Source organism: Sphingomonas sp. CFBP 13706 (genome assembly GCF_014842355.1).
In the GTDB taxonomy this organism is placed as follows: Bacteria; Pseudomonadota; Alphaproteobacteria; order Sphingomonadales; family Sphingomonadaceae; genus Sphingomonas; species Sphingomonas aerolata.
Window position 1 is genome coordinate 1 of the sequence record NZ_JACYVM010000022.1, and the last position, 26,767, is coordinate 26,767.

22 protein-coding genes are annotated in these 26,767 nt (G+C 57.7%); 10 read left to right on the forward strand and 12 right to left on the reverse strand.

The window, feature by feature from the left end; translation table 11 throughout:
* Window positions 1-635: 635 nt before the first annotated feature.
* A complete protein-coding gene (locus IFS44_RS20075; protein WP_192099821.1) occupies window positions 636-1,175 on the reverse strand; it encodes a hypothetical protein in 540 nt (179 codons plus the stop codon).
* A 1,373-nt stretch (window positions 1,176-2,548) separates the two neighbouring features.
* Here IFS44_RS20075 and IFS44_RS20080 point away from each other — a divergent pair.
* A complete protein-coding gene (locus IFS44_RS20080; protein WP_192099822.1) occupies window positions 2,549-2,968 on the forward strand; it encodes a BLUF domain-containing protein in 420 nt (139 codons plus the stop codon).
* Between the two features lie 1,114 nt (window positions 2,969-4,082).
* Here IFS44_RS20080 and IFS44_RS20085 read toward each other — a convergent pair.
* Window positions 4,083-4,523: a hypothetical protein gene (locus tag IFS44_RS20085; protein WP_156360315.1), complete on the reverse strand. Its 441-nt coding sequence runs from the start codon at window positions 4,521-4,523 to the stop codon at window positions 4,083-4,085.
* Between the two features lie 274 nt (window positions 4,524-4,797).
* Here IFS44_RS20085 and IFS44_RS20090 point away from each other — a divergent pair, with 274 nt between their 5' ends.
* On the forward strand, window positions 4,798-5,535 hold the full coding sequence (locus IFS44_RS20090) for a transferase (RefSeq protein WP_192099823.1): 738 nt from the start codon (window positions 4,798-4,800) through the stop codon (window positions 5,533-5,535).
* A 149-nt stretch (window positions 5,536-5,684) separates the two neighbouring features.
* On the opposite strand, the gene IFS44_RS20095 is transcribed toward IFS44_RS20090, so the two are convergent.
* A complete protein-coding gene (locus IFS44_RS20095; RefSeq protein ID WP_206757882.1) occupies window positions 5,685-7,964 on the reverse strand; it encodes a TonB-dependent receptor domain-containing protein in 2,280 nt (759 codons plus the stop codon).
* Window positions 7,965-7,999: 35 nt separating this feature from the next.
* A complete protein-coding gene (locus tag IFS44_RS20100) occupies window positions 8,000-10,162 on the reverse strand; it encodes a bifunctional diguanylate cyclase/phosphodiesterase (RefSeq protein ID WP_206757883.1) in 2,163 nt (720 codons plus the stop codon).
* Between the two features lie 229 nt (window positions 10,163-10,391).
* Here IFS44_RS20100 and IFS44_RS20105 point away from each other — a divergent pair, with 229 nt between their 5' ends.
* On the forward strand, window positions 10,392-10,778 hold the full coding sequence (locus tag IFS44_RS20105) for a hypothetical protein (protein ID WP_192099826.1): 387 nt from the start codon (window positions 10,392-10,394) through the stop codon (window positions 10,776-10,778).
* 693 nt (window positions 10,779-11,471) lie between these two features.
* On the opposite strand, the gene IFS44_RS20110 is transcribed toward IFS44_RS20105, so the two are convergent.
* Window positions 11,472-11,903: a MerR family DNA-binding protein gene (locus tag IFS44_RS20110; RefSeq protein WP_442800379.1), complete on the reverse strand. Its 432-nt coding sequence runs from the start codon at window positions 11,901-11,903 to the stop codon at window positions 11,472-11,474.
* A 72-nt stretch (window positions 11,904-11,975) separates the two neighbouring features.
* Here IFS44_RS20110 and IFS44_RS20115 point away from each other — a divergent pair, with 72 nt between their 5' ends.
* From IFS44_RS20115 to IFS44_RS20130, 4 genes are all read left to right on the forward strand, one after another.
* The gene (locus IFS44_RS20115) at window positions 11,976-12,743 is read left to right on the forward strand and encodes a glutaredoxin family protein (RefSeq protein WP_192099827.1); all 768 of its coding nucleotides are present in this window, start codon (window positions 11,976-11,978) and stop codon (window positions 12,741-12,743) included.
* A 398-nt stretch (window positions 12,744-13,141) separates the two neighbouring features.
* A complete protein-coding gene (locus tag IFS44_RS22830) occupies window positions 13,142-13,321 on the forward strand; it encodes a metal-sensing transcriptional repressor (RefSeq protein ID WP_081877393.1) in 180 nt (59 codons plus the stop codon).
* Window positions 13,322-13,554: 233 nt separating this feature from the next.
* Entirely contained in the window at window positions 13,555-14,088 is a 534-nt protein-coding gene (locus IFS44_RS20125) for a hypothetical protein (protein WP_159043511.1), read from the forward strand.
* The gene (locus tag IFS44_RS20130) at window positions 14,088-14,567 is read left to right on the forward strand and encodes a DUF421 domain-containing protein (protein WP_031392972.1); all 480 of its coding nucleotides are present in this window, start codon (window positions 14,088-14,090) and stop codon (window positions 14,565-14,567) included. Before IFS44_RS20125 ends, IFS44_RS20130 begins: the two co-directional genes overlap by 1 nt.
* Window positions 14,568-14,873: 306 nt before the next feature.
* Here IFS44_RS20130 and IFS44_RS20135 read toward each other — a convergent pair whose 3' ends face one another.
* The 5 genes from IFS44_RS20135 to IFS44_RS20155 all read right to left on the reverse strand — a co-directional run bounded on the left by IFS44_RS20135 (window position 14,874) and on the right by IFS44_RS20155 (window position 22,237).
* On the reverse strand, window positions 14,874-16,844 hold the full coding sequence (locus tag IFS44_RS20135; protein ID WP_192099828.1) for a hybrid sensor histidine kinase/response regulator: 1,971 nt from the start codon (window positions 16,842-16,844) through the stop codon (window positions 14,874-14,876).
* A gap of 55 nt (window positions 16,845-16,899) precedes the next feature.
* On the reverse strand, window positions 16,900-18,375 hold the full coding sequence (locus tag IFS44_RS20140; protein ID WP_192099829.1) for an HWE histidine kinase domain-containing protein: 1,476 nt from the start codon (window positions 18,373-18,375) through the stop codon (window positions 16,900-16,902).
* A gap of 534 nt (window positions 18,376-18,909) precedes the next feature.
* A complete protein-coding gene (locus IFS44_RS20145; protein WP_446740871.1) occupies window positions 18,910-19,470 on the reverse strand; it encodes an HPP family protein in 561 nt (186 codons plus the stop codon).
* Between the two features lie 149 nt (window positions 19,471-19,619).
* A complete protein-coding gene (locus IFS44_RS20150) occupies window positions 19,620-20,273 on the reverse strand; it encodes a LysR substrate-binding domain-containing protein (RefSeq protein WP_197977981.1) in 654 nt (217 codons plus the stop codon).
* 407 nt (window positions 20,274-20,680) lie between these two features.
* Window positions 20,681-22,237 (reverse strand): MFS transporter, encoded by a 1,557-nt coding sequence (locus IFS44_RS20155; RefSeq protein ID WP_244650477.1) that lies wholly within the window; start codon window positions 22,235-22,237, stop codon window positions 20,681-20,683.
* Window positions 22,238-22,875: 638 nt separating this feature from the next.
* Between IFS44_RS20155 and IFS44_RS20160 the strand changes: the two genes are divergently transcribed.
* Complete coding sequence (locus IFS44_RS20160) at window positions 22,876-23,853, forward strand: TerC family protein (RefSeq protein WP_192099831.1); 978 nt, start codon at window positions 22,876-22,878, stop codon at window positions 23,851-23,853.
* Window positions 23,854-24,188: 335 nt separating this feature from the next.
* Complete coding sequence (locus IFS44_RS20165) at window positions 24,189-24,848, forward strand: MipA/OmpV family protein (protein ID WP_244180380.1); 660 nt, start codon at window positions 24,189-24,191, stop codon at window positions 24,846-24,848.
* Here IFS44_RS20165 and IFS44_RS20170 read toward each other — a convergent pair.
* Window positions 24,771-25,628, reverse strand: coding sequence for a hypothetical protein (locus IFS44_RS20170; RefSeq protein ID WP_206757884.1), 858 nt, complete (start codon window positions 25,626-25,628; stop codon window positions 24,771-24,773). The genes IFS44_RS20165 and IFS44_RS20170 overlap by 78 nt on opposite strands.
* Before the next feature lie 190 nt (window positions 25,629-25,818).
* Window positions 25,819-26,103 (reverse strand): hypothetical protein, encoded by a 285-nt coding sequence (locus tag IFS44_RS20175; protein ID WP_192099833.1) that lies wholly within the window; start codon window positions 26,101-26,103, stop codon window positions 25,819-25,821.
* 426 nt (window positions 26,104-26,529) lie between these two features.
* Here IFS44_RS20175 and IFS44_RS20180 point away from each other — a divergent pair, with 426 nt between their 5' ends.
* Window positions 26,530-26,682, forward strand: a complete 153-nt coding sequence (locus IFS44_RS20180; protein ID WP_342366513.1) for a DUF465 domain-containing protein — start codon at window positions 26,530-26,532, stop codon at window positions 26,680-26,682.
* Window positions 26,683-26,767 lie beyond the last annotated feature (85 nt).

Below are 26,767 nucleotides of genomic sequence, written 5' to 3' on the forward strand. Positions count from 1 at the left end.
CGCTGATTGCCTACGGGAGAACCAGTATGCTGCGCACCTCGAGTCCTGAAGTTCTGAATGTCTCAGCAGACGAGGGGGCGGGCTGTTCGATGGGCCCGGCCTTGCTCTCACACTCAACATCGTGGCGGCGTAAGCTTTGTCCGATCAGTTGCTCTCCAGATGCGCCTTGGCCCGTCAGCAGCGGACAGTGATTAGGCAAGCGCCCCACTCGGGCCCATCCTCGTCGGGGTGAAGCGCTTGCGACATAGCCAACGCACAGAAAAAGGCCGCTTTCAGTCGCCCAGGGAAGGGGTGACACTTTCGATAGGTCTCTATCGATTGGCCGGGCGTTAATACGGATGCTGTCCTGCAAATACAAACCAGTTTTTGGTTGATCAAAATTTCAGAACTGTTTGACCCACTTCGACCATATAGTCGGAGCGGGGACATAGGTGCCAAATGCATCAAAACTACTACTGCTTTAGGAACTGGGGTTGGCGCAATCGCGGCAACCCCTCGCGTTGGAGATGTCGGCCTTACAAATGCAGGCAGTCGTTCCGAAGTGCCAGCACTGCAAGGCTTTTAGTTTAGGCGCAGTCGCTTGCGGTATGCTCGCCCAGTCCTGCTGCACAGAAATCCGGAAATCCAGACATTTCTTAGGTTCGGGGCAAGCCGTTCTTCGTGCGGGCAGTCAGATAGTTCGCCGTCGATAGTCTGGCCCGCGACCCGACCAGCTTCGAAGGTTTGCTCCATAATTCGATCAATGCCTTGCATGGCAAAAAAGGTAGAACCCACCCCCTTTCTACCGAGCGAACAAAGTTCCTTTCTACCGAATGAACTAAGCCCCAAACTCCGGCCCTATCCTCATCTGGATAGAACGCGCGGGGGAATCGTACACCGGTCGATCCGCAGGCCGAGCCAAGCGGGGTGGCGGGCGTTTCGGAACATCGGGGACGGGGTTGGGTAGGAACGCGACCTGCGAAGCGGATCCGGATGTAGGCTCCGCTTCCGTGCATTGCCTGAAAAACGGCGACTGTTTGGCTTTCCTTCATCCGCTTGCCGATCAGCAGCGCGCGCTCGGCGCTGACATAGCCCAGATACATGCCGCGGTCACTGACGATGGCAGCGGCATTATCGTCGGGCCGGTTGGCCAACCTTAAACGCAACTCGACCACGGGGCTAAGCGCACTGGCCATACTGCCATAGCAAGTGTGTCATAAAGAGAATTGCGAAGGCGCGGCGGGCCTTTGCATCACGTTAAATCGAAAGTCTAAAATGCTATGATTTAACGGAGTTTTAAGCGTGCTGACGGACGACGGCCCCATGAACACCCATCGCGGCCCTGTGGCTAGTGCCGGCAAAGACCGGCTTGATCGTCGGTATTCGAACCGAACGGCGATGAGTCTTCCAGCCGTGCTCATCACACTCTTGCAGATGAGCATCCGGCTATCATTCAAAACGTGTCAACTCTGGGGTTCAAGCTTCGCTCGGAATACAGAGTTACGGTCGGACGGTTTGTTTCGCTCGATATACCGGGGCTCACTGTCTACTCGGGATAGGTCGCGTGGTCGTATCTTGACCAATTTGGGCTCGATGTGGCTAACGCCATTCCGGAGCCGGTCATCGCGCACATCATCGCGATGGCGTTACAGGCCAGCGAGGGCTCTCGCCCCGAAGTCGAGCGCCGAAACCTCGACATTTGATGGCCCGGTCAGCCCCCATAAGTAATCGAGATGTCTGGATACAGGCGGGCGCCATCCTTGCAGAACACGGCGAACATACACCAGATTATATCGTCGATCAGATGGTCGCTGCCATCGGCGACCCCATCGCCGTAAAGGATTGGCACCGCATTGCCGCTGCAGTCGATGTTATTAAAGGCACTTGGGCATCTACTGCAAATTGCTGATCTCGAAATACGCTTCGGATGGTCGCAGATGTCGCACAATCCCGGTGAGGGAGGCCGTCACACTCTGGCTCTGGCCGATCTCGTTATCTTGCTACGCACCCTCCCAGAACATGACGAGCGGCCAGCGCTCGGGGCAATGATGCCAGAGGCACCGCAGGGCTAGGCGCACCGCTGGCGTGTCCACGCGACCGCTGACAGTCTCACTGAGCGTGGCTCACAGAACTTGGACCGCCAGATTGATCATGATTCGTGTTTGATGATGCATTTGCCACGGCACCTATCGGGAACAGGCTTGTAAGGAGTCGATGTGACGGGACGGTGTCGCCTATGCACGAGCAATGATGAGGACGCGATGATCGAACACGTCGCGGCCTATATGTCAGGCAGCCGAATAGAGCGGGTCGAGGATCGGGCGCCATGGAAAGAGGCCAGCGCTACTTGGAAGGCCGCGTTTAGAGAAATGGCTGTCGCTGCTTGGCAGGCACTCACGCTGCCAGCGGTATTTGGATCCGGTTACTTAACCCGACTGACGGACGCTATCCTCCTGAGGATTCACTTGTCAGCCATTAACTATTTCTTAACCAGAAAAAACCGAGAATGTGTCAGCGAGCGGAGTCATTTCGATCGACATGACTTAGTGCGATACGATCCGAGGGTTCTATGCAGATCATTATTTATATCAGCAGAGCCAAGCAGAACTTTACGTCAGGTGATTTGGCCGACCTTCGCGACCTTGCTGATGCCAGAAACCGTTCTGAAGATATTACTGGTCTTCTCCTATCTGACGGTGCCCGCTTCATACAAGCGCTGGAGGGAGACGCTGCCGCAGTGCAGGCTGTGATGGATCGGATTGCTAAAGATTCGCGTCACGATAATATTAGCTATTTTAGGCCTATTACGACCAATTGTCGCCAATTCGGAAAATGGACAACGGAATATCTAGCTGAGAGAAACCTTGGCGAAGAAAGGGGATTCCTTGATCGTGTGATGAGGCATGTCGCAGATGTTGAATGCGACTCGATAAAAGCAGTTTCTATTGGATTTGCCGCTCTTTCACTAAGTCGGCGATTGACAGTCTAAATCCGACTCATGCAGTCCCTTGTTATCAGAAGGGCATATCTGATCTGTGGCTGTGAACGACATAAGGAGGTCAACGTAGACCAGTTCTTGGGGTCCGAGGCTGTGCCCTTGATGATCCGGTTCTTCCGGTGCGGGCGGCGGCAAGCGCCCGAAGACCGCGCGGCCTAGGGCGGCTGCATCGGGGCGCGCAGGCTCGACGACGAGCCGATCAATGAACCTGACCGAAAAGCGCTAACTGCCTTGGGACGAGGCGCTGCCGGACTATTATCGCACGTTCAGCCGCTCAGTTCGAGGCGTAGCTCGACAGCGTCGCCAGACGAGCAGAGCATGTACGCCATACGCCGGTTGCTCTTTGCTATTGCGTTCGCTTGGGAAGTCAAAGCTGGCTGTGGCAGTCGTCAGTTCGTCCATTGGAAAGGTACGCCCCTAGAAGAGTGGCCAGCGCTCGCCGCCAACCGAGTTTGCGCGGCTGCCACTACCGTTCGCCATGTATTTACCCCACAAGTAGCAGCGACATACGCTGCACGACTTGCCTGCTAAAAGTGGAGCACCTGCTGCCGGGGCACTGATGCGGCGTTTGGGTTGCCGAATGGCTGCTTTCAGATAGCGGATCTCCAACCCAAGCGTCTGACCCTGGGCGTACACCTGCCCGGCCGCTTTTGAGCGCCGACTGTCCGCCATGCAGTGTCGGAGAATACACGATATTCGCCAATCGGGGTTGGCGACGGCGTTTTGCGGCGATCGGGAGGCTGCCGTCCGAAATCACCTGTTGTTGCACAGTTGTCATTACGACCGGGTTTTCCACACATTTGACTAGGGTATGACGATTATAGGAAGAATTACAGCCCGACCACTCTAGGGGCGCTCAGATTGCGTGAGTAGCCGTTTGCTCACCTCGACTTGGGGGCGTACGCGCCCGTATTTCGGCTATCAATGCTCATAAATCGCCAATCCCGTAGCAGACATTATGACAGTGGCCTCTGAGACCTGTGAGTCGACGCCGAAAGTGGAACCCTGGTAGATCTTTGCCAAGTTAGTGAGTCGGCGTCGAAGCTTTGCAGGGGCCGGTGTTGCAAGTACTGCCGATCGGCACTCCTGTATTAGTGCGGGGCATCTAATTATATGACCGCGTCGCGATATCTGCGGCGTTTAGTAGCTTGACCTGATCGTCAAACCGCAGAATCGTAGTCGGGCGCTGTCCGACCTCGACGACTTGCAAGACTTCGGTCACGACGACTTCCGTAAGGTTTTCGAATGCAGGATGACCAGAGAGACGTCCTACGGGGCGTCCGACGGCCGCAGCAGCGACTTCAGGCGACAACTCCATGCCCGGAAGGGATATGCTGGCGTTCTTACCCGTAATAACAGTCATGCGTCTCGAGCCGTACGGCATCGGCAGCAGGATCGTTAGCGATAGGTGACCGTCAACAAGACGCACCTCGCTTATCTCGATCGCATTCGTACGCGGAACTGCTCGCACGACGGCGAACTTCTCCGGGTCCACCCCGTGGTAACGCAATATCGCGGCAGAACAATTGCTAATCGTAACGGCCACTGGCCGATCCGCTGGTTGCCGATCCTCAGTCGGAACACGTGCAGTCATATCAGGAAAACCGTTTTTATCATTTGTGCTCCGGCGTATTTATGTCGGTACTGACGGCCTATACCTTTGGAATGCTTTAGATTTGGTTGTACTTACGTGAGCGTAGGAATGCGGTAGATGAACCACAGCCGCCAATGGTTTTCATTCATCTATGCCATCAAGCATTCTTAATCAGACTTTAACCATCTATGGGGCAAGTATGCGGGGCCGTAAGGGATGATACTAAATGATGGATAACCTTCTAATAACGACGTTCGCCGAATCGGATAAGGTAGCGAATGCGGCTGATGAAATAGAGAAAGCTGTCTGGTCCCGTATGGGATTTCTAAACTTCTCAGAGCCGTTCATTCATTACTTTGATCTGATGGAGCGATATCCGGAATATCAAATTGCCGTCATCGATCGTGATCGTGACTATGTTGTGGCAACTGGCAACCTCATCCCGATGTTTTACGACGATCCGTCTAACTTGCCGGAGCGTGGCTGGGATTGGGCGCTTCAGTGCGCTGCCGAAACGACTAGCTGTGCACCGAACATGGTGGTGGGCCTATCTGTTTCCGTACCGGACGCACATCGTAATCGTGGGTTGGCCCGCGTGGTGCTCGGTGCGATGCGCAACCTTGTAGAGAGCAAGGGCCTTGGCAAGCCGTTTCTCCCAGTGCGGCCGACCATGCTCGAGCAGCATCTCGATATGGATATCGCGGACTACGCGATATTGCGGCGGGATGATGGTCGGCTCTACGATCCATGGTTGCGAAGTCATGAGAGGGCGGGGGGGCGCATGGTCAGTCTTTGCCGCAAATCCATGGTCATCGAGAAACCGGTCGGTTTTTGGGAGGCGTGGTCGGGTCAGCTTTACGAACGGTCCGGGAACTACCCTATCGCGGGCGGGCTGGCGCCTGTGGCGATCGATCTCGAGAGAGGGATGGGAAGCTATGTAGAGCCGAACGTCTGGTATAATTGATCGGCGCAGGCCGAGCTTGACCTCCATCGCGGTTTGAAAGCCTACGACCATGCAGGCGTGCTCAATCATCTTTTATCAACTGAGCAATGCGAACTAGGCAAGATCCCATTCCTTCTGGAACACGGGATACGGGACGGGAAAAACAGAACCTAGAAGCGTCGCGTAAGTGCTAGTCCCGCGGTGCGCGCAAGGATCGGGCCCCACAGAGTGGCTGGCGAGATCCCTCCGCCGTTGTCGGCACCGGCGTAGCACAGCGAGTTCGTCACGTTGCGGACGTAGCTTTCCAAACTCCATCCTGCATTACCGGCATATCCCAGCCGCACGTCGCCTCGGGCGCAGACAGGCACCCGCCCAAAGCCCCGGTCGTCGAACGAGCGCCGTGCGCGGCTGGCGTAGAACGCCTCGCTCTGCACGTACAATTCGCCGTTTCGAAGTGGCGTTTGTAGGCGCAAAATCGCGCTCGTGGTTAGCTTAGGATTGCCTAGACCACCGCAGTCGGCGAGCGTGCAGCCGCGATCGCCGGTCTTAACCGTACGCGTCCAGGCGCCGGTGAGCGCCAGACTGACGTGACGGCCAAACCGCAGTGCCGCCTCCGCCTCAATGCCGGTGCCCCGGACCCTACCGATATTGATGACCTGCGTACTGCGGAGCACCGGATCGAAGACGTTGGCCTGCAGGTCGTTGTAGATGTAGTGAAAAGCCGTAATGGCGGCGGTGCCGCGACCGTCAGGAAGTCGGCCTTTCACGCCCAGCTCAACGCTGCGGACTGTTTCCTTACCATAGTCGTCGGGCTTTGTGCCGACGGGAACGAGATCGTAATCATCAAGCGGTTCGGAGGCGACGAGGCTGAACGTTCCAAACCCTCCTGCCTTCATGGCCTTGGTGGCGCTTAGATAGATCGTCCAGTCATGGTTTGGGGCCCAACGTGCGTAGACGCGCGGCGAAACGCCGTCCCAAACCTGTGCCGCCCGGACGTAACCGCTAGTGTAGTAGGTCGAAAGCCAAACATTTCCCAACGTGCTCGCGACCTGCGGCACGTCGAGATCGAACCGCTTGTGATCCCACGTGTAGCGAGCACCTGCTCCGATCGTCAAATCCGGGATCACCTTCCAATCCACCGCCCCGTAGGCCGAGGTACCCCAGTTGGCAGCTTTGGCACGGTTCACGTCGGTCAGAATGCCGTCCGCCGCAGGTAGGAAGACCCGATCTCTGCCATAGATGTCCGCCACCAGCTGGTTGCAGTCCGCATATCCATAGCCTGGGCCGCAGACGATCTGCTCTGATATGCCGTTGGCATAGCTGCCTTTCACGCGCTCACGGTAAGCCGAAATGCCTGCCGCCCATTGCAGCGGGCCTTTGCCCGTCGAGACGGCGGTGAACTCCTGACTGGCATAGTCGCCGTGCTGTCTGACGCCGAACGAGTCGATGACCAGGGGTGTGCCGTCGTAGTCCTCAAGATACCGGTAGCGATGAGCACGTAGTCCGGTGAGCGAGGCAAGCGTCACTGAGCCTGCATCGTGATCGATCCTTAGGGTTAGCGAGCCGACACGGCTGTGGTCACGCAGCTTCGATAGATCACTGTCGACGTCCCGCCGGCCGCCCCGGATCTCCAGTTGTGGATTCAGTTCGCGTAGCAGGCCAATCACCGCCGCATCGGTGATCCTGGCGCGATGCGGTGTGCCGCCAAGTTCGCGGTCGTCATATTCACCCGTAAGCCGTACTGTCGTGTCATTGCCCCGATGAAGCAGTGATACACGAGTTGCGGCCACGTCGCGGGATCCCAATTCTTTCGCATTGGGGAAGCTCGCATTTTGTGACGATCCTCTCTCGGTTTCCCGATCAACGGCCGCACGAAGCGCCCAACCATCGCCTAAAGCGGCGTTGTAAGCCCCCTGAACCTCAAAGCGGTGCCTAGTGCCCGCACGGATCGTCACGTAGCCTTCGGCCGCGTCCGGATCGGGCGCCTTGGTGACGATTGCCAGTGCTCCGGAAATTGCATTGCGACCGAACAGGAACACCTGCGGCCCGCGTAGCGCCTCAACGCGTTCCAAATCATAGGCGGTGGTGATCACCGAACCTGTCCGACCTTGGTGAACGCCGTCTCGAAAAATTCCAATCGAGGGGTCGCCACCAAGCCCGTAGTCGTTTGAAACGATGCCGCGAATGGCGATGCCGTCGACGAAGTTGTTCTCTGCGAAGCCGGAAAAACCGGGCGTGAACCGTATAACTGCCTTGGTGTCACCCAAATCCGCTGCGTCGAAGCCTTTTCCGTACAAGGAAGTGATCGCGGCCGGTACGTCTATTTGACGCTCCGATCGACGCTGTGCGGTCACGATGATGTCGCTTGGTTCGTCGACGTCAATTCGTGGTGCGGGAAGCTGGGCAGATGACGTGGTCGAAATCGATCCGGCCAACATCGCACCGGCCACTAGTCCCGAGGGCAAGATTTGTAAGATACGAATTGCTATTTTGCCACGCGCAGCGAGGCTACCGGATCGACGGTGAACCCCTGGGATACAAGTGTGTTCAATTCTCGTATGTGGTCAGTTGCTTTGATAGGTGGAAGCGCTCGTCCGTAGAGCCACCCCTGGAACTGATAGCAACCGAGCGCCTGAAGGATCCGCGCCTCGCTTAGGTGCTCGACGCCTTCGGCCACCACTTCGATGCCGAGTGCGCGGCCAACGTCGATGACGGCTTTCACCAGGGAGGCAGAGCGCGAGTCCTGCAGCTTGCCGTTGCAGATGAAGCTGCGGTCTATCTTGAGTTTGTCGAAGGTAAAGTCTTGGAGGTAAATTAGGCTTGAATAGCCCGTTCCAAAGTCGTCAAGACCAATCTTGAAGCCCATAGCTCGGATGGCGTCAAAAGTTTTCCGGGTATCAACAGTTGAATTAAGAAGAAGACCCTCCGTTATCTCGAACATTATGTGCGCGGGGTCAGCGCCGCTTATGCGTAGTTCGCGACTAAGGGTGTTGATCAGGCCAGCGGTGCTAATCTGCAGCGGTGACAGGTTGATAGAAACCCATAGTCCCGGCCACCGCAGGGAATCACGGAAGGCCTGCGAGATGATCCAGTCCCCAAGTATGGGCATCAGTCCCGCTCGCTCGGCGATCGGGATGAATTCTGCTGGCGGCATCGCTGCCGCATCGTCCGCCGGCCAGCGCAGCAGGGCTTCCATGCCGCAGACGCAGGCGCTGCGGATATCGACGATGGGTTGGTAGTGGAGTTCGAAGCGGCTGGCTTCGAGCGCATTCTGAATCCGCGTTTCACGTTCCTTCTGCACAACGATCTGGTCGTGCATGCCGCGGTGATACACTGCGCAACGCGCGCGGCCGCCATCCTTGGCCTCGTACAGGCCAATATCAGCGTTGCGCAGCAACTCGCTGCTTGCGCGGCCGTGATCTGGTGCAATCGCAATACCGACCGATACGCCAATGCGTGACGGCTTTCCTGCAAGATCGAAAGGCTCTGCGAAAGCGCGTTGTATGCGATTTCCAAAGTCCTCTACCGATAGCCACTTTTCCGCATGCACCAGAGCAAACTCGTCGCCGCCGAAGCGCGAGACGAGAACACTGTCCGGGAAACCATTTCGCAATCGTTTGGCGACGGTCTTGATGAGAACATCGCCGACCTCGTGGCCCCACGTGTCATTGACGGTCTTGAAGTTATCGATGTCGCAAAATGCTACCATTGCGGGATTTGAGTCAATCAGGTGGGGAGCAAGCAATTTGTTGAAATGTTGCATGAAGAGACGACGATTGGGAAGCGAAGATAGCGGATCAAAGTTGGCAAGGAAACTCGCCTCTCGCTCTTTGTCAATCAGCGAGATTGTCATTTTCTGCATTCGGCGGAACGTTGCGACTAGCAGAAATGCGGCGATCGCGGTAACGATGACGAAGAGCGGCAAGACGTATTGTAAGAGGATCCGGCCTGGTCGGCGAGAGGCCCATACAAGTTGTACGATCGGTTGGCCCTTATCATCTGTTAGAATATATGTGCCCGAATATTTATGCGAGGACGTTAGCGGTCTTACATGAAGTCCGTTGATCAGCAGAGTTTCGGCATAGGTCTGGATGCGCCGCTCATTGATTTTGACGGCGCTGACGATCAAATGAGGCCGCTGCCGCAAGACCACACGTTCAGTGACTGGCACGATCGTCATGACCGTTAGGATCACAGCCTCGCCGGCATCCCCGATGATATGCGAACTCCAACGGCCACGCGAGTTGCTGCCGAGGGAGCCAGGGTACGCTCCACGATGTGTCTCAATGTTCGCGTCGCGTATGCGGCGACCGTCCTCTTTGCCGCTGCGCACGATCCTGACCAGTTCTGCTAATTCGCCGCCGTAAGATTGAAGCGAAGAGGGGGGAAGCTGCCGACCGCCTTCGTAACCGTAAATTGGCTTGTTATCCTGATCGAGTATCCAGACGGCATCGTGTCCGTTCACCTTGCTGAGATATTGACCGATTTCATTGTTAAACCAGTCAACATCCATAACCGATGTTGTGGTCTTCTCGGCCGCGACGTCCCAAAATGCGATACTCTGAATTTCGTTTAAGGCTTCCACCACGTCTTGGCTGACAGCATTGTCAATTAGCTGCCTTTGCGTGTTCAGTGCATCGGAATTCATTGAGAGTCCGGCAAGCAAGATCGCAAGGATCCCGGCGAGAGCCAGGCATAACACGACGCTTGCAACGGTTGCAGTGGGCTTCACATGACGGGGCATACTTATCGTTGGAGGAACGTATGTCATACCCGATCGGCCTTCTCGTCCGCCTCCACTAGAAATCATAGGCCAATAGTGTTTCAACACCGTTTGAACCTATGGTTAGCATATGCTTTACAGGCGGTTAAGAGGCATGTGTGGTCTGAACCGCAGGCCCGAGCCAATCAAGTGGCTGACCGATAACGGCAGCTGCTACACCGCTCGCATCACGCGTGCGTTCGCGGTTGCTGATAACGCCGATCTACGAGACGCAGAAGTGCGTGGCAGTGTTAGCAGGGCGTTCAGCAAAGTGGACTATGGCGGCGGCATGCCCATCACCGATCCAGACAATCGCGCCGAACTGATCGAAACCATCCATCAGCCTTGGAAGGCAACGCTAGGTGAATGCCTGCGTCGCTGGAACGGGCTTGATCCACTTAGGCGTACGCAAAGCTATCTGGTGATTGAGGAGAACAGCGGTAATAGGCTGACGCTGAATGCAGCTATGATCGCTATAATGGCTGAACGCCTGGTGGCTTGACGCCTATCGGGGGTCGCTCAGCGAGATTTGGCTCTCGCCGCACGATCGTCATCGGGAACCTTCACTATTTCCCGAGCGACCGTGCCGGATCCACTCCGCTTGGCAGCGCGCGGTGCCGAGGACACGATCGCCGGCATCCGTGAGCGGCTCATCGCGAGATACTCAGCCAATAGATGATGCGTGCGTTGATAAGCCCCGGTTGCTCAATATGCAGCCAGAGGATTGGAGTTGCAGGTGTTATATTTGCTGTCAGAAGCCGGCACGCTAGCGGCCCAAACGCCTATTAGGCGACGCAAAACACACGATAGTCGCCAATCAAGGTTGCGACGGTGCTTTGCGCCGATCGAAAGACTGCCGTCCGAAATCACCAGTTTGTCGCACGATCGTGATTGCGACTGGTTTTTCACACAGCAGACGGCTGAACGGCGATAAAGGAAAGGATTACGGCCCGGCCGCTCAGGGCGCTCGGATGGCGCAAGCGACCGTTTGTTCACCTCGAGCTGGGCTCGTACGGGTCCATATTTCGATTATCGAGGGCTATAAAACGCCGATCCCGTAGCAGACATTCTAACACTAGCTTTTGACACCTGCGAGCCTGTAAAAACCCGCTTATCGTAGGCAGTGTCACAACAGTCTCGAACGGTTGTGACACCTAAAACCGTTCTCGCGCTTCGAGCCGGTCCACGAACTCGCTCATCTGACCGTCAGTGCCGCAGCGTCCAACCGGTCGATATGATCGAACGCTGTTAAAATCGGGCAGGGGCCTTCCGAACCGGAACTGCACTCGCGCGCGAGCCGGCGAAGCGAGGCGCGTACCCGCTCAAGCTCCGTGATTTTCTCGTCCAGCGCGCCGATGCGCTCATTGGCAAGTTCGCGCGCTCGGGCGCGATCGTTGGTCGCGTCCAGCGCCAGCAGTTCGCCGATCTGCTCAAGCGTAAACCCTGCGGCTTGGGCTGATCGGATGAAGCGAAGCTGGCGCGCATCGTCTGAACCGTAGCGCCGGATACCGCCGCCCGCGCCGCCACCGTCCGGCCGGGCCGGCGTGTCGAGCAAGCCGCGGCGCTGATAATAGCGCACCGTTTCGACGCCGACGCCGCCCTCGCGCGCCAGTCCTGCGATCGTCATGTCTGCCATGCCTTGACTCCGTACTGTGGTACGGATCCTATATAGGCGAGGTAAACAAGCTGGAGAAGCGACATGGCGACCGCCCCCGCCAGACAGGCGAAGATCTACCGGATGGTGATGCCGGAACACACCTGCCCCTATGGCCTCAAGGCGAAAGACCTGCTGCGCCGCGAAGGGTATCAGGTGGACGATCACTGGTTGAAAACGCGCGAAGAAACCGATGCCTTCAAGGCAAAGCATGGGGTCAAGACTACGCCGCAGACCTTCATCGCGGGCGAGCGAGTGGGGGGCTATGACGATCTGCGCCGCTTCTTCGGCGAGGCTGTCCGTGATCCCAAGGCCGTAACCTACCGGCCAGTAATCGTCTTGTTTGCAGTGACGGCACTGATGGCGCTCGCTGCCAGCTATGCGGTGCTAGGCACGCCGTTCACGATCCGAGCGGGCGAATGGTTCATCGCCTTCTCGATGTGCGTACTGGCGCTGCTTAAGCTTCAGAACGTCGAGAGCTTTTCGAGCATGTTCCTAAATTACGATCTGCTCGCCAAACGCTGGGTTCCCTATTCCTACATCTACCCTTTCGCGGAAGGTGGTGCGGGCGTGCTGATGATCTCCGGTGCGCTAACTTGGCTGTCGGTACCCATCGCGCTCGTTATCGGGACGATTGGAGCCGTGTCGGTGGTCAAGGCCGTCTATATCGACAAGCGCAAGCTGAAATGCGCCTGCGTGGGCGGGGACAGCAACGTGCCGCTCGGCTTCATTTCGCTTACCGAGAACGTGATGATGGTGGCGATGGCCCTGTGGATGCTCGCCGCCCCAGTCACGCTCTCGACGGCGCACTAGGTTGGGCACCGAACCTTATCTGGCGGCGAGCGCTCCGAACGCCCTCCTCGGCAGGAACCCGGCCAACACGCCCAGGTGATACGGTCATACGAGAGGCTTGACAGATCGAGCTGCGGAATGCCTTTTGCGGACATGGGGACTGCGATCTCCCCACGAGGCGACAGGCCGAAGTATCGCGTCCCTTCTACCTGAGGACGCATCATGCCTGCGCTACATGCCATCACCGTGGACAAGCTTGCCCGTATCATCAGGGACGCCGAACGCTCCGATCGTCATCGATCTGGGTCCGGACACGGTCCGAAATACACTTCCGGCGGTCCTAAGCCGATCGGTCGCGACCATGCCGGAGTGGGCAGGCTCCATCGCCGGACGATCCGCCATCGTCATCTGCGAGGACGGTGGGGCCGCCAGTCAGGGTCGATATCGCTCAGCAACTCCAGGCGGTCGAGAATGCCATCGCCAGCGCCAAGCGGGCTCTCATCAACAATCACATCGATCATTGCCTGGTACATGCCGAGGAAGGCGAAGGGCCGCAGCACGCGATCGATCAGTTTCGAGCAATCTCAAAATACTGGTGACGTTAGGCTTCTCGATTAAAGATCCAAACGGGACCGCGGCCTTGCACCGCAGGACATGGTCTCTCGGTAAGGCGCAGTTTCTGATCGACGATTTTCGAGGGCAGAGGGCCAGTGACAGCCTTCCCGATCAGGCTTCGCAATCAGACGCGATGTCATTTTAGCCCACATCAATTATCGAGCATGCACAAGTGCCGGTGGTTGCCAGGTACGCCACGAAAAAGCAGAATGACGCAATGGCGGAGAAACACGAAACTTTCCCGGACGGAATAGACGCGAACCACGCCAAAACCGTCAACGGTTTGCGCGCACATGCCAGCCCACTCGCGTTCTTGATCCTCGGCGGATTGGTGGCAATCGCGATGACGGGGATTCTTGGTGGCGCGCCCTCACCGGTTGCTGTTGTCAGGGCGCCAGCTGCATCGCTCGAGGTGAAGTTGGCCCGGCCGCTACGGAGCGGGCTTTTCTTCGAAACGCGTATCCGCGTGGTCGCGCGGCGCGATATAGCGAAGCCTGTCATCGGCTTCGACGCATCGCTGTGGCGTGATCTCACGATCAACAGTCACATTCCCGCTGCTGCCGACGAGAGCTTCAAGGACGGACAGTTCCGCTTCAGCTATGCCACGCTTAAGACGGGAGAGACGCTGGAAATCAAAATTGACGGCCAGACCAATCCACCGCTGCTCGGCCGTATTGTCGGGGCCATCACCTTGCTCGACGACGATGTCAGGCTGACCGAGAAACGGGTTTCGATTCCGGTGCTTCCCTAATGGATATCGTCCTACGCGCCAGCGTCACGTTCGCTGCACTATACTTGCTGCTCCGCCTGTTGGGGAAGCGCGAAATCGGCCAGCTTACGCCTTTCGAACTCGTCGTCATTGTGGTGATGGGCGATCTGGTCCAGCAAGGCGTGACACACAACGACTTCAGCCTGACCGGATCTATCCTCGCGATTGCGACCTTCGCCTTCTGGGCGCTGGTGATGAGCTGGGCGACGTATCTGTCGCCGCGGCTGGAAACGCTGCTCGACGGTCGTCCTCAAGTGGTAATACGCGATGGTGAGCTGATCACGGCGAACCTGCGGCGTGACAGGATAACGCGCGGCGAAGTCGAGGCGGAAATGCGACTGGCCGGTATCGCGCACATGAAGGACGTAGCTTGGGCGATCCTTGAGACGCAGGGCAAGATCAGTTTCATTCGCAAGGATGACGGTGAAGTGCAGCGGGGAAATGAGGATCGGGCTGCGTAATGGTTTATAATCTGCGGGCGCCATTACGGTCGAATGTTTCGAATGCAGGCGAACGATCGGCCTTGATTCGTTACCGCCCTCAAGGTTGACCAAGTAGATGTTCGCGACGCTTGTCTGGAAAACTCGTCGGCTCTCCCAGTTTTCAGATTTTGTGATGGGGTTTTGGGAATTTTTAAAGGTGCGATTGGGGAGCTGGCAACTTCTGAGGAAGAGTGTCTTCGATTCAGCTATTCTTGCCACCGTGCCGCAGCAGTTGCCTGACCTGACAGAGTGTAACGGAACCGGTAGTCGTGCCGACCGTCGACGCTAACCGATCGCCTTCCGTAGCGTCTTAGCGATCTTGTCGGCGGAATACGGCTTCTGCACGAGCGTGAAGCCATGCACGCCCTCCTGCGCCAGAACGTGGCTGTATCCGCTCGCCAGCACGACAGGCATGGTCGGCATCTCCGCCGCTAACTGCTTTGCAAGCTCAATCCCGCCCATCCCGGGCATCACAACGTCAGAGAAGACAGCGTCGAAATTATAATTGTCACTGCCCAATGTCTTCAGGGCTTCTTCTGCGCTCGTGACCCACGTGGTTTCGTAGCCAAAATCCTGGAGCGCTTGCGTCGAGAACCGGCCGACATCCAGATTGTCTTCGACAACGAGTACGGAAAATCCCTGGCCGTCCGGCGATTGGTCATCCCGGTCGATCACGCGATCTGCAACGACAGCTTCCTCGGCCTGAGGAAGGTATAAGGTGAAGACCGTTCCTTCTCCGATCATGCTGCGAACATCGATATCCCCGCCCGACTGCTTGGCAAAACCGAAGACCTGGCTCAGGCCCAGGCCAGTGCCTTTGCCAACATCCTTCGTTGTGAAGAACGGCTCGAAGATTCGCTGCAAGTCGTCCGCGGCTATGCCTGAGCCCGTATCGTGCAACTGAAGAGTGACAAAGGGCCCCGGCGAACCGCCATGGCCTCGGATCGATGGCATTTGCCTTGCGCAGTCCAGAGTGATGGTCAGCGTTCCTCGACCATCCATGGCATCGCGCGCGTTGGCAGCCATATTGACCAAAGCAGTTTCAAACTGACCGGCATCTGCACGCACGATACAAGGGCTATCCAGCACCTCGATTGTTACGCGCACCTGGCTACCAGTGACCGTGTCGAGCATGTCGAAGATACGCTCGACGCTATTCTCGATGTTGAGCAACTCTGGTTTCAGGGCCTGCCGACGAGCGAACGACAGCAACTGACTAGTCAGCTTTGCAGCCCGCTCGGCGGTGTCCCCGATCGCATCGATGTACCGACCACGCCGCTCCGGCGTCAGACTGTCCCGTCGGAGCAAATCCACTGACCCGCGAATGACCGTCAGGAGGTTGTTAAAGTCATGGGCGATGCCGCCCGTCAGCTGACCGACGGCTTCCATCTTCTGAGATTGGCGCAAAACCTCCTGCGTTTCTGCCAACTCAGTTTCGGCACGAACTTGCGACGAAATATCAACAGCATGGTGGAAGGCACCCACGATCGCGCCGCTCTCGTCGCGCAGCGGATTATATGTAACGCTCCAGGTGGGCTGGCACCGTGCCGGATCACCAAATGCTGCCTTTATGGCAAAGCTTTCGCCCTCGAGCGCCCGGCGCATAAACTTTCGAAGCGATTTCGCTTGGTCCGCCGGAACCAGGTCGGGCATGACGTCGCCGATTTGCGCCTCTTTTCCAAAGACACGCAGCCAATCTTGGCCGTGGGCTCGATTGAAGGCGATCACGCGCAGATCGTGATCAAACGCTACAACTGGCGATGCGTTCGACTCCACGATGTTTCGGTACAGGTGGAGCGAAGCGGAACGCTCCTTGATCCGATCCTCGAGGTTGGCGTTCAGATCGCGTAACTGCTGCTCAGCCTCACGGCGGGCTGTCACATCGCTTGCAGCACCTGCCCATTCGAGGATCTCGCCATCATCGTCGAGGATCGGTACTGCGCGAGATAGCGTCCAGCCTATCCCGCCGTCCACCTGACGAACCCGGTGCTCGAGACTGAATAGCGTCTTCGTTTGGATCGCCTTGTCGATAGCCGCTGATACAATCGCCTGATCTTGATCGGGGATGTAGTCCATCAACCAGGCACGACTTGAGTCATTCGTGTCCGGTAGGAACCCGCCCCCCGCCAGTTCCTTCATCTCGCCCCAGTCGGCGCTCATCCGGTAAACGACCTCGGGACTGGCCTCGATCAAAGCCTTGAGACGTAGCTCGCTCAGCCGGACCTCAGAGGGGGCCGGACCGTCGGTTCCGCTCATGCCTGTATCCGTCGTTCGCATTCGTATCGGTCTCTTCGGCTATGTCCCACGAGTTTCAGGCAAGCTCGTCATTTGTCTCGGGTAGAGGCGCTATGACTTTGAAAATCACACCGTTCGGCTGGTAATCGATCTCCGCTTTCCCGCCGATCTCACTGGCAAGAACGCGCTGGATCAACTTTGTGCCGAAACCGGTACGTGTTGGGGCAGTTACAGGCGGGCCGCCCACTTCCGTCCAGGTAAAATGCAAGCGATATGGACGTGACCCGTTGACGATCTCCCATGACAGGCGAACAACGCCACCTTGCTGCGAAAGGGCTCCATATTTGGCTGCGTTTGTCGCCATTTCATGAAGCCCAAGAGCAAGAGCGACCGCTACAGCTGGCGGCAGCTTGAGGTCAGGGCCATCGAGTTCGAAATGCGTTCCGTCATCGATGCCGAATGGCGCAAGCGTTCGTTGGAGGAGCTTACGCAATGACGCGCTTTCCCATCGCTCGTTGACCAGCAGATCGTTGGCGGCAGCCATGGCCTGGATGCGAGCTTCCAGCGTCGCCCCTGCTTCCTCCAGCGAGGTGGCCTTGCGCAGGGTCTGCCCGACGATGGCTTGCACCATCGCCAGGCTGTTCTTCACCCGGTGGCTCAACTCGTTGGCGAGTAACGTACGATGCTCTTCGGCTCGCTTCCGCTCGGTGATTTCCTGCAAGACGCCGATCAAGGCCAACGGCGTACCGTCGGCGCGGTAACTCGCCTGACCGCGGATCTGCACCCATCGTTCTTCGCCAGTAGGCGTGTGCAGGCGATACTCTACGTCGAGCAGGCTACCGTCAGCGATCGCCTCTTGCATCGCTTCGTCGCGTCTGGCGCGATCATCCGGGTGGACGGCCGCCATCGCATCTTCATACGTAAACGGCTCGGAAAGCGGTCGCCCGTAAGTTTCCTTGGAGCCATCCGAGGCGATCATCTGCAACGTCTGGAGATCGATGCTCCACGAACCCATGCGACCGGCTTTCAGCGCGAAGCGCAGACGCTCCTCACTTTCGATGAGTTCGGCCTCGCGGCGGGCAACGGCGGACTGCAAATCGGTCCGGTCACGCTCTAACCTCGCAAGCCGTTCGCGCTCAAGCGTGACATCGAACTGAGATGCGAAATAGTATGTCAGTTCGCCATCGTCATTGAATACAGGGGAGACGAGAAGCCGGTTCCAGAATGTCGTACCGTCCTTGCGGTAATTCAACAGTTCCAGCTCAATGGGAACGCGCGCCACGATCGCCTCGCGTAGTCTGTCGACCTCGCCTCGATCAGTGAGGGGCCCCTGCAGAAACCGGCAGTTACGTCCCAATATTTCGTCGTGATCGAAACCGGTAAGCTTAGAAAAAGCGCCATTGACGAAGACGATGGGATTATCCGGCTTGCTCGGATCGGTAATCAACATCGGCATCCGGGTTGCACGAACCGCAGATGAGAATGGGTCCGGACCGTTGTCTTCTCGCGTTAGCTCGTTCGTGATCCGTGCGTCTTCTTGATAGTCCCTCACGCATCACTCCGCTCTATGTCTGCAGCGATTTGCTTCGCCGTTCAAAGACCTAACAATTTCAGAGTATAAAGGACGACGGGAGCGACCGCTACCACCGCCTTACAGGCGATGGGTATATGGCCGCCCTTTGGCATCGTAGGTTCGCATCACCTTCCTAAAAACAAACCCGGCCTGGCAACGAACCGTTTCAAAACGTTGTGCCGAACTGGCGTCATCTCGACGGAGCTTTGGGAATGACAAGTACGCTCTTTAGGCGACGCAAATCACACGATAAACGCCAGTGGGGGTTGGCGACGGCGTTTTACGACGATCGAGAGGCTGCCGTCCGAAATCACCCGTTTGTCGCACAGTCGTATTTGCGACCGGGTTTTCCACACGTCTGACCGCTGAAAGGCAATAATCGATGGTGAGGCGACAGGCAGCTTTCGGGACCACGATGGTTGAAAGCTGTTTGTGAGCCGGCGTCATAACCGTTCGGTAGTGATCCTGCCAAAGTCAAAATTCTGCTTTCCGAAAGATCTGTCTACGTGAGCCTCAGCGCCGTTTTCTAGCATTATTATCTGCACGACGTATTGCAGCATGCACTCTCACGCGTTCTAATAGTAGATTGAGATCCTCGCGGCCGATGTCGAATGTCTCACCAAGGCCCGCAAGTGCAGCGTCGAGGTCTTCAGGATGGGGAATAGTATCTCCTCCCGGAGCGGTAGGCCCGGCTACCATTGAGATAGCACGATGCGGGTAGGAATGCCTCGATAGCAGATGAAAGAGCATCCCGGCAGCGGTCAGGATCACGGCATTAATACCAACAGGCAGAACCGGAAACATCCAGCCCGCTGCCGTAACGGCAGGTCCGCCTATGACTGCGGTTAGTGCGGCAGCCCCGCCAGGAGGGTGCAGGCAGCGCAGCAGCGACATTGCCAAGATCGCGCCTTCAACTGCCAAGCCGCTCGCAAGCGCGGGCGATGACACCACGGATGCGATCCCCACCCCGACAACAGCTGAGACGACGTTGCCACCAATCACTGACCAGGGCTGCGCAAGCGGGCTGGGCGGTACGGCGAAGATGAGCACTGCGGAAGCGCCCATCGGGGCCACCAGCAGAATCGCCGGTCATCCGTTTCCGAACGCCATCGCTGTCACGATCGCAGTAAGCGTAATTCCGACCGCGGCACCGGTACACGCCAACAGCCGATCGCCGAATGTGGCACCAGCAAGGATCGGAGCGAAAAGCGCGCGCAAGCAGATTACCTTTTGTCGAGAGGTTTTGAATTGATCTGCTCGCCCGGACGGTCGGACAGCACTTCGCTCATCGCAGCGACTAGCTCTCCCGTCGCGCCATCGCTTTCCCAAGCATAAATCGACACCACCAACGGCGCGTCCGCGGCAAAGATGGAACTGGCACGAACGGCGTGTGCGGCGGCGGTGCTGACGGGCAGCACCGACACTCCTAGCCCGGCCTCGATTGCGGACAGGACACTGCCCAGGCTGTTGCCGGCAAAGGCTATGTACCACCTTCGGCGCTCGCGCTCTATCCGGTCGATCATGAGGTCACGGTACAATCCGCCCGGTGGAAACGTCACGAGAGGGATAGGGTCAGACCAGTCATTGAAAATGTCCCTAGCTTCGAACCAGCCAAGCGGTTCGGAAAAGCTGGCGCGGGCGTCGCCATCTGCTCTCGCCTCCTTGACGATGGCGATGTCGAATTCGCCGGCACGGAAGCGTTTGGTCAGATCGCGGCTGAGGCCTGTCGTCACATCTAACCGGATTTCACGATGCCGTTCGGCGAACCGTGCAAACTGCTGGCTCATAGCCTGAGTCACGACATCGTCGGGCACTCCGATGCGGATCGTGATCGTTCCCGATGGGTCGGCCAGCAATGTCTGCGCTTCATCCTGCAAGGCCAGTAACCGCCGTGCATATTGGGCAAAGCAAGGACGCGTCCATGACCGGTCTGACAAACGGCGATCAAGACGGAGAGGGCGTTCTCACAAACGAGCCCGGGACGGGACAGGCAGAAAACGGCGAAGAGTGAACTGCCCTTGCTGCAAGCCGCTTGCCCAAAAACCGTTTCCAAAACATTTTTCAGAAATGGCGTCATCTCGACGGACTTATTAAAATGAGGGGCCCGCTCCTTAGGCGACGTAACGCACACGATAGTCGCCAATCGGGGTTGGCGACGGCCTTTTGCGACGATCGCCAGGCTGCCGACCGAAATTACCTGTTTGTCGTGCAGTCGTGATTGCGACTATGTTCTTCACATATCTGACCGCTGAGGACACTCCGCAGGCCTATGTCGAGCCGACAGCTAAACCGTTGCTTCCAGCTCGCGTAAGCTGCGGCCCCGCGTCTCTCTTCCTGCGCGCCCGATCAGTACCGCTGACAGCGTCATTGGTACAATTAGCGCGATTGCAGCGCCCCCCATCGTCGGGATCAGTCCAGCGAAGGCTCCCAGCTGGACAGCAACGCCACCAAATTTGCTACTCCCCGCGATAAGCCCTGTGGCACGTCCACGGACGCGTAATGCGTAGTTTTCGGCTGCATAGGGAAGCAGCACGGCGATCAATCCGTTTGTGCCAACCACCAGCAACGCGATCACTGCGATTAGCAGCGGTGGCCAAGCCAGCGTAGGCGCCGGCAGTAGGGCTCCGGCAAGCCCGACGAGCGTAAGAAGCACAGTGCCGATCAGGGTGCGCTTGCTGCTCCATCGGCTGTAAAGGAAGGCCGCGATCATGATCGTGGGCAGGGCAACAAGTGCTGAGCTGGCAATGATGCCGCTCGCAATCTCTGCACTGAAGCCTCGATCCTGGAGATCGGAAGGCAACCATAGCAGCAAGCCGAAGTTGACGAAGCTCCAAGACAGGGCCGTGATCACCAGGGCGATAGTCAACTCGCGGTGGTGAGCCGCGGCACTGCCAGCGTCCGCTGGCGCTGCTTGTGGCGCACGCCTGACGATTCCGAACTTCCGAGCCATGGCAGCTAGTTCGGCTTCCATACCCCGTTCCAACAGAAATCGCGGGGACTCAGGTATCCACCTTGCCATCGCAAGCAGCAGCAGACCGGTGGGAAAGCCCTGCAGCCATAAGCTACGCCAGCCGAACAGGGGCTCGAACAGATGCGCTGCACCGCTAGCTGCGAGGTAGCCACCGACCAGTCCCGTACCACCAACCAGCACAAGGACCCAGCTTCTGTGCCGCGGGGGCATGATTTCAGCCAGCAGAGTGTAGACGACGGGCAGCATGCCGCCAGCCGAGCACCCCATCAGAAAACACATGACCAGGTTCCAGCTGTAGGAAGGCATGGCTCCGCAGATGGAGGTCGAGACGAACAGGATCGTGGACAACAGGATCGACACACGCCGACCGTAGATGTCCGCAAGCCACCCCCACAGAAACGAGCCAACTGTGGTCCCCGTAAGGGCAACGAACGGAAGCAGGGCAACGGTCGATTTGGCGAGCCCATACTCGCCCCGCATGCCGGGAAGCACGAAGCCGAGCGTTGCTGGCTTCATAGTGTCGATGATGAGCCCAAGGGTAAGCACCAGCAGAACGGCAGCATGCGAGCGCGTCAGAGGGGTATCATCGGGCGCTTCATATGCGACGCCAACGCCTGCCCTGTGATCAGGCCGTTTCTTGGGTAAAGCGCCAAATATAGCTGCCGGCACGCCGATGCCGATCAGCGCCATGCCCAGGTACATCCATCCGTCCATCGGCATACCCGACAGGTGATTGCCCATCGTATGCGCCATCGCGAGCATCGGTAGGTGAAGTGCAACCCCAACGCTGATCGCCGCACAGCCTGCCCAGAAGAGCGGCCAGCGCTCGCCGACCACCGAGTTTCCGCGGCTGCTACTGCCATTCGCCATTCATTTCCCCCCACCAGCAGTAGCGACATAAGCCGCACGGCTTGCCTGCCGCAAGCCAAGTACCTGCCGGCGGTCACGTCGCGGCTCATGGCTTGGCGAATGGCCTTCAGGCTTGCGGATCGCCAAACTGAGTGTCCAGAAGCAAGTGTTTTCGACCGATCCCTTTTTCCGGTCAGCTTAATACTTTGGGAAGGGAAGTGCGGCAGTTTGAGTGCCGACTACAGTAATTATCAAATAGTGAAACAGCTTGATCACCGGGAGCCATGTCCTATCTAGAAAGAGCGGGCCGGGCCCCTCTGACAATTTCCCTCGGGTGATTGTGATGTCGGACCGCATCGGGTTATCTCGATATAGGCCTGGCCGCTTTGCCTCCTGTCGTCGTTGATGATCCGAGCTTTCGATCACCGATTGAAAAGAGGCTCTGAGCATGGAAACGAACAGACCGGCACAGCTCCATCAGCAGTTGAACGAGCACGCGCGTATCGCGATGGCGCGCCGAACCCCGACTTCTCCAATTGTGCTGCAATTGTAGCGCTTTGAGTTGGGCCTGAAAGGTCGCTTGTGCGCGCCACCCGCGAGATACCTGCCCTCCTGACCGCTTATCCCGCCCCACGTCATCACGTTTGTTAGAGGTCCCCATGCCTGAGCTGCTTTCCTTGTTATTCCACGGTACGCCTGTCTGGATGTGGTTGGCATTTCTCGGCATCGTCGCAACGTTGCTGATCCTCGATCTGGGTGTCTTGCACCGCGGACAACGGGAAATCGGGGTACGCGAGAGTCTTGCATTGTCAGCAGGTTACATCACGCTGGGACTGGCGTTCGGCGGGTGGATTTGGTGGTATATCGGGCCTACTGCCGGCCTCAACTACGTGACGGGCTTCGTCATCGAGAAGAGTCTCGCGATGGATAACGTGTTCATCATCGCCATGATCTTCGGCTACTTCGCCATCCCCCGCATCCATCAGCACCGCGTACTGTTCTGGGGCATCCTGGGTGTGATTGTCCTGCGTGCAATGATGATCGGTTTTGGCGCGGCATTGGTCGATCGGTTCGAATGGGTATTGTACGTCTTTGCTGCCTTCTTGGTTTTCACCGGTATCAAGATGTGGCTGACTGCCGACACGGAATATGACGTAGCCAGTTCGCCCGTTTTACGTTGGGTTCGCCAGCGCATGCCGGTTACCGACCAACTTCACGGCGAACGTTTCTGGGTGAAAGAGCAGGACCCGGCGACTGGGCGCATGCGCCGGATCGCTACGCCGTTACTACTGGCTCTGGTCAAGATCGAATGCGCTGACGTCATCTTTGCGGTCGATTCCGTGCCGGCCATCTTCGCGATCACAACGGATCCATTCATCGTCTACACGTCGAACATCTTTGCTATTCCTGGGTTACGCGCGCTCTATTTTGCGCTCGCCGCGATGGTCGACCGGTTCCATTACCTTAAATACGCCTTGGCCGCGTTGCTGGTATTTATCGGCTCGAAAATCTTCGTTGCCGACATCTTCGGGCTCGCCAAATTTCCGCCCGCAGCGTCGTTGGCGGTCACCTTTGCGATCCTAGGTTGCGGCGTCGGTTGGTCCTTGTGGAAAACGCGAGCGGCTGTCTCGGCATGAGTTTGAACGCGTCCGCCGGCATTGGGAGCGGACCGGTCACACGCTGTGGTTATAGCCGTACTCCGCTTACTGGAACTGGCGTTTAAGACGCACAGGGATAAGGTGGCTGCTGATTATGACCGTCCGGCCGTCTACCAACATCGTCAAAAAAAGGGATCAAGATGCGCGCCGCTTTAGCCATCATCGCGCTAGTCTCTGCTCAACCTTGCTTCGCGCAAACTGACCCGAGGCCAGGCCCGCCTGCAGGTCGGCCTTTGGAGGCAGGCACTGCCGGATGGAGCATTACCGTTGGCGTCGCGCCAGTCCTCAGTCCTGCATGGCAAGGCTCGCGAGACATGGCCTTGGCGATTTTCCCCGACTTGCGGATCAACTACAAGGACGTGATCTTTGCCTCAATTCCTGACGGTTTGGGCTGGAACGTGGTGAACCACGACGGGTGGAAGGCAGGACCGCTCGCCAAGCTCCGCTTTGGGCGGGATGAGGAGCGCGGGGGATCGCCGTTCCTCATTGCAGGCGGGAGTGACGCGCTACGCGGCCTCGGCAACGTAGACGCAGCTGTTGAGGTGGGAGGCTTCGTCGAGAAACGGGCTGGGCCATGGCGTGGACGGATCGAAATTCGTCGCGGCTTCGGCGGGCATGACGGCGTTGTCGCCGACGGATCAGTTGCTTACCAAGGGCGCCGAGGACGGACTATCGTCAACGTCGGGCCTCGCGCAACGCTGGCAAGCCGCGAGTATATCGAGACGTATTTCGGCATAGATGCGCTCCAGTCGCAACGGTCCGGGCTCAGACCGTATTCTGCGTCAGGCGGACTATTGTCCTACGGTGTAGGCGGTACCGTAATTCGTCCCCTGAACCGGCGAAGCGCCGTCACGCTTTTTACTGGTCTGGATCGACTAGGTCAGAACGCAGGCGATTCACCTCTCATCCGCGAACGGGGACGGCGGACCCAATTCACCCTGGGTGTCGGCTACGGATTTAGGTTCAACCTGTAATTGAACCAGGCGCATACCCCGCCGTCGATATCCAGCGATCAAGCCTGAAATAATGAGGATCGCGGCAGCGCTGGTCGCTACGGCAATAGGTCCGGAAGCCTGACCACCCGCCGCGAAGATAGCAGCAAGCGCCCAAAGGAAAACAGCTGCGTACGGTAGATTGCCACGTCCTCGGACCAGCACGATGGCCGCGATGAGTCCAGCAATCACGATCACCGCTGCACCGATCCCCGGAGCGGCTGCCCCCCCCTCCACGCCGTGATACCTCAGGCTAGCCGCGATGTTGACGGTGGTAGCGACGGTCAACCATGCGGCGAGCGCGCTCAACGGAAGGTACGCACACCACCACGCACTTCTCGACACCGTCGCATTCGACAGGGCATGATAGGCAACGATCAGGCACGTCAGCGTGAAGGTAATGATCAGAACCGATACGAAGCTTAACCCGTAAAACTGCGTGTAAGCAGCCCAGAGTGCATTTCCCAAAAATGCGCCAGCTGCCGGCCAGCGCAGGTGATGAAGCAACGCATCTTGGCGCTGTGCCGGCAGGGCCTGAAAAACGGCAAACACCGTGGCTCCGAGGTAGAGCGCGCCCCAGATCGAGAATGCCCAGCCTGCTGGGGTTATCAAGGTTCGGACCGCCAGAGACCGGGATCCGATAGGCTCACCGATCCCAATCTGCGGTAAAAGAGGCGTCAGAATTTGAAGCGCTGCTGTCAGCAGCACCGCGAGATGCGGCAGATTTAACGCGGTCCGTTGGGATAAGGTATTCGTTGCCATTTTTCCACAACGGCCGATCGGCTTACGCGTTGCAATGTCACAAAGGAACTCGGTTGCATTCAGCGCTATCGTATCTAAACGGTCCTCGGGCGCCTGACATATTGTCATTTACCCGAGGCTTCAGTGGGACGATCCAGAGGCCTTTATCCACAATCTCGGTTGCGACGCAAAAGCGGCATCTTGTCCTGTCCTAAAGTGCGGAGGATAAGACGCAATATACCAGGACCGGTACGCCAACCAAAACGATCAAAAGTAACAGGTTGAGCTCCATAAGTCGGCTCAGCCAGTCCTTACCTTCATTCTGCCGGGCTTCGGCATCAGCCTTAGAATAGCCTTCTTCGATCTCGAGATCGAATTTGTTCGAGAAAAAGCTTTGTGGTCGCATCCGCAAGAAAGGCTGAGGTGCTGGATTGGCAGCTTGATGCTGACGGTCATCCTGACACAAATCATCGGATTTCGAGACTTGGTTTTCCACTACACGGTTTCCACTTATTCGAGATCATGGGCGCGCAGAACGCGTCCCAAAGGTCAGATCGAATAAAGCCCGAACTCGAACGGCAGTGGCCGCGAGCTCGGGCTAAGCGCGTGCGGCGAGTTGGCCGGCGTGGTCGCGGAAACGCTTATGTGTCGCAGGAGCGTACATGTCAGTAACATCGGGGACCCGTGTCCTAATGTCAACTCGTGCAAATCCATTCGCTCTCCTATTGACCTTGACCGGCTAAACCCTAGCTTGAGGGAGCGGGCCGGGCCCCTCTGGCGGTCGTCTCAAGACGAACGTGATGTCGGACCGCATCGGGTTATCTCGATGTCTAGGCCTGGCCTGTTTGCCTGCTTTCATCGCGACTGATCCGATCGTTCAATCGTTGGCTGGAGAGCGGCTTTGCCTATATTTTCTCACAAGTTGACCCAGTTGCATGCCCGGCTGGATGAGCAGATCCGCGTCGAGATGAAGCGACGCATGCCCGATACCTTGCGGCTATTTCGGCTGAAGCGGTTGCGTCTCGACGTAAAGGACCGCCTGCACGCACGCGCCTTGCAGCCGCGATTCAGCTGAACCGACACGCTGAACCATCGTTGTAGGATCATCGTCCGTAAGGATTGGCTTCACCGATCAGAATAGATCGGGATGGCAAAAGGAG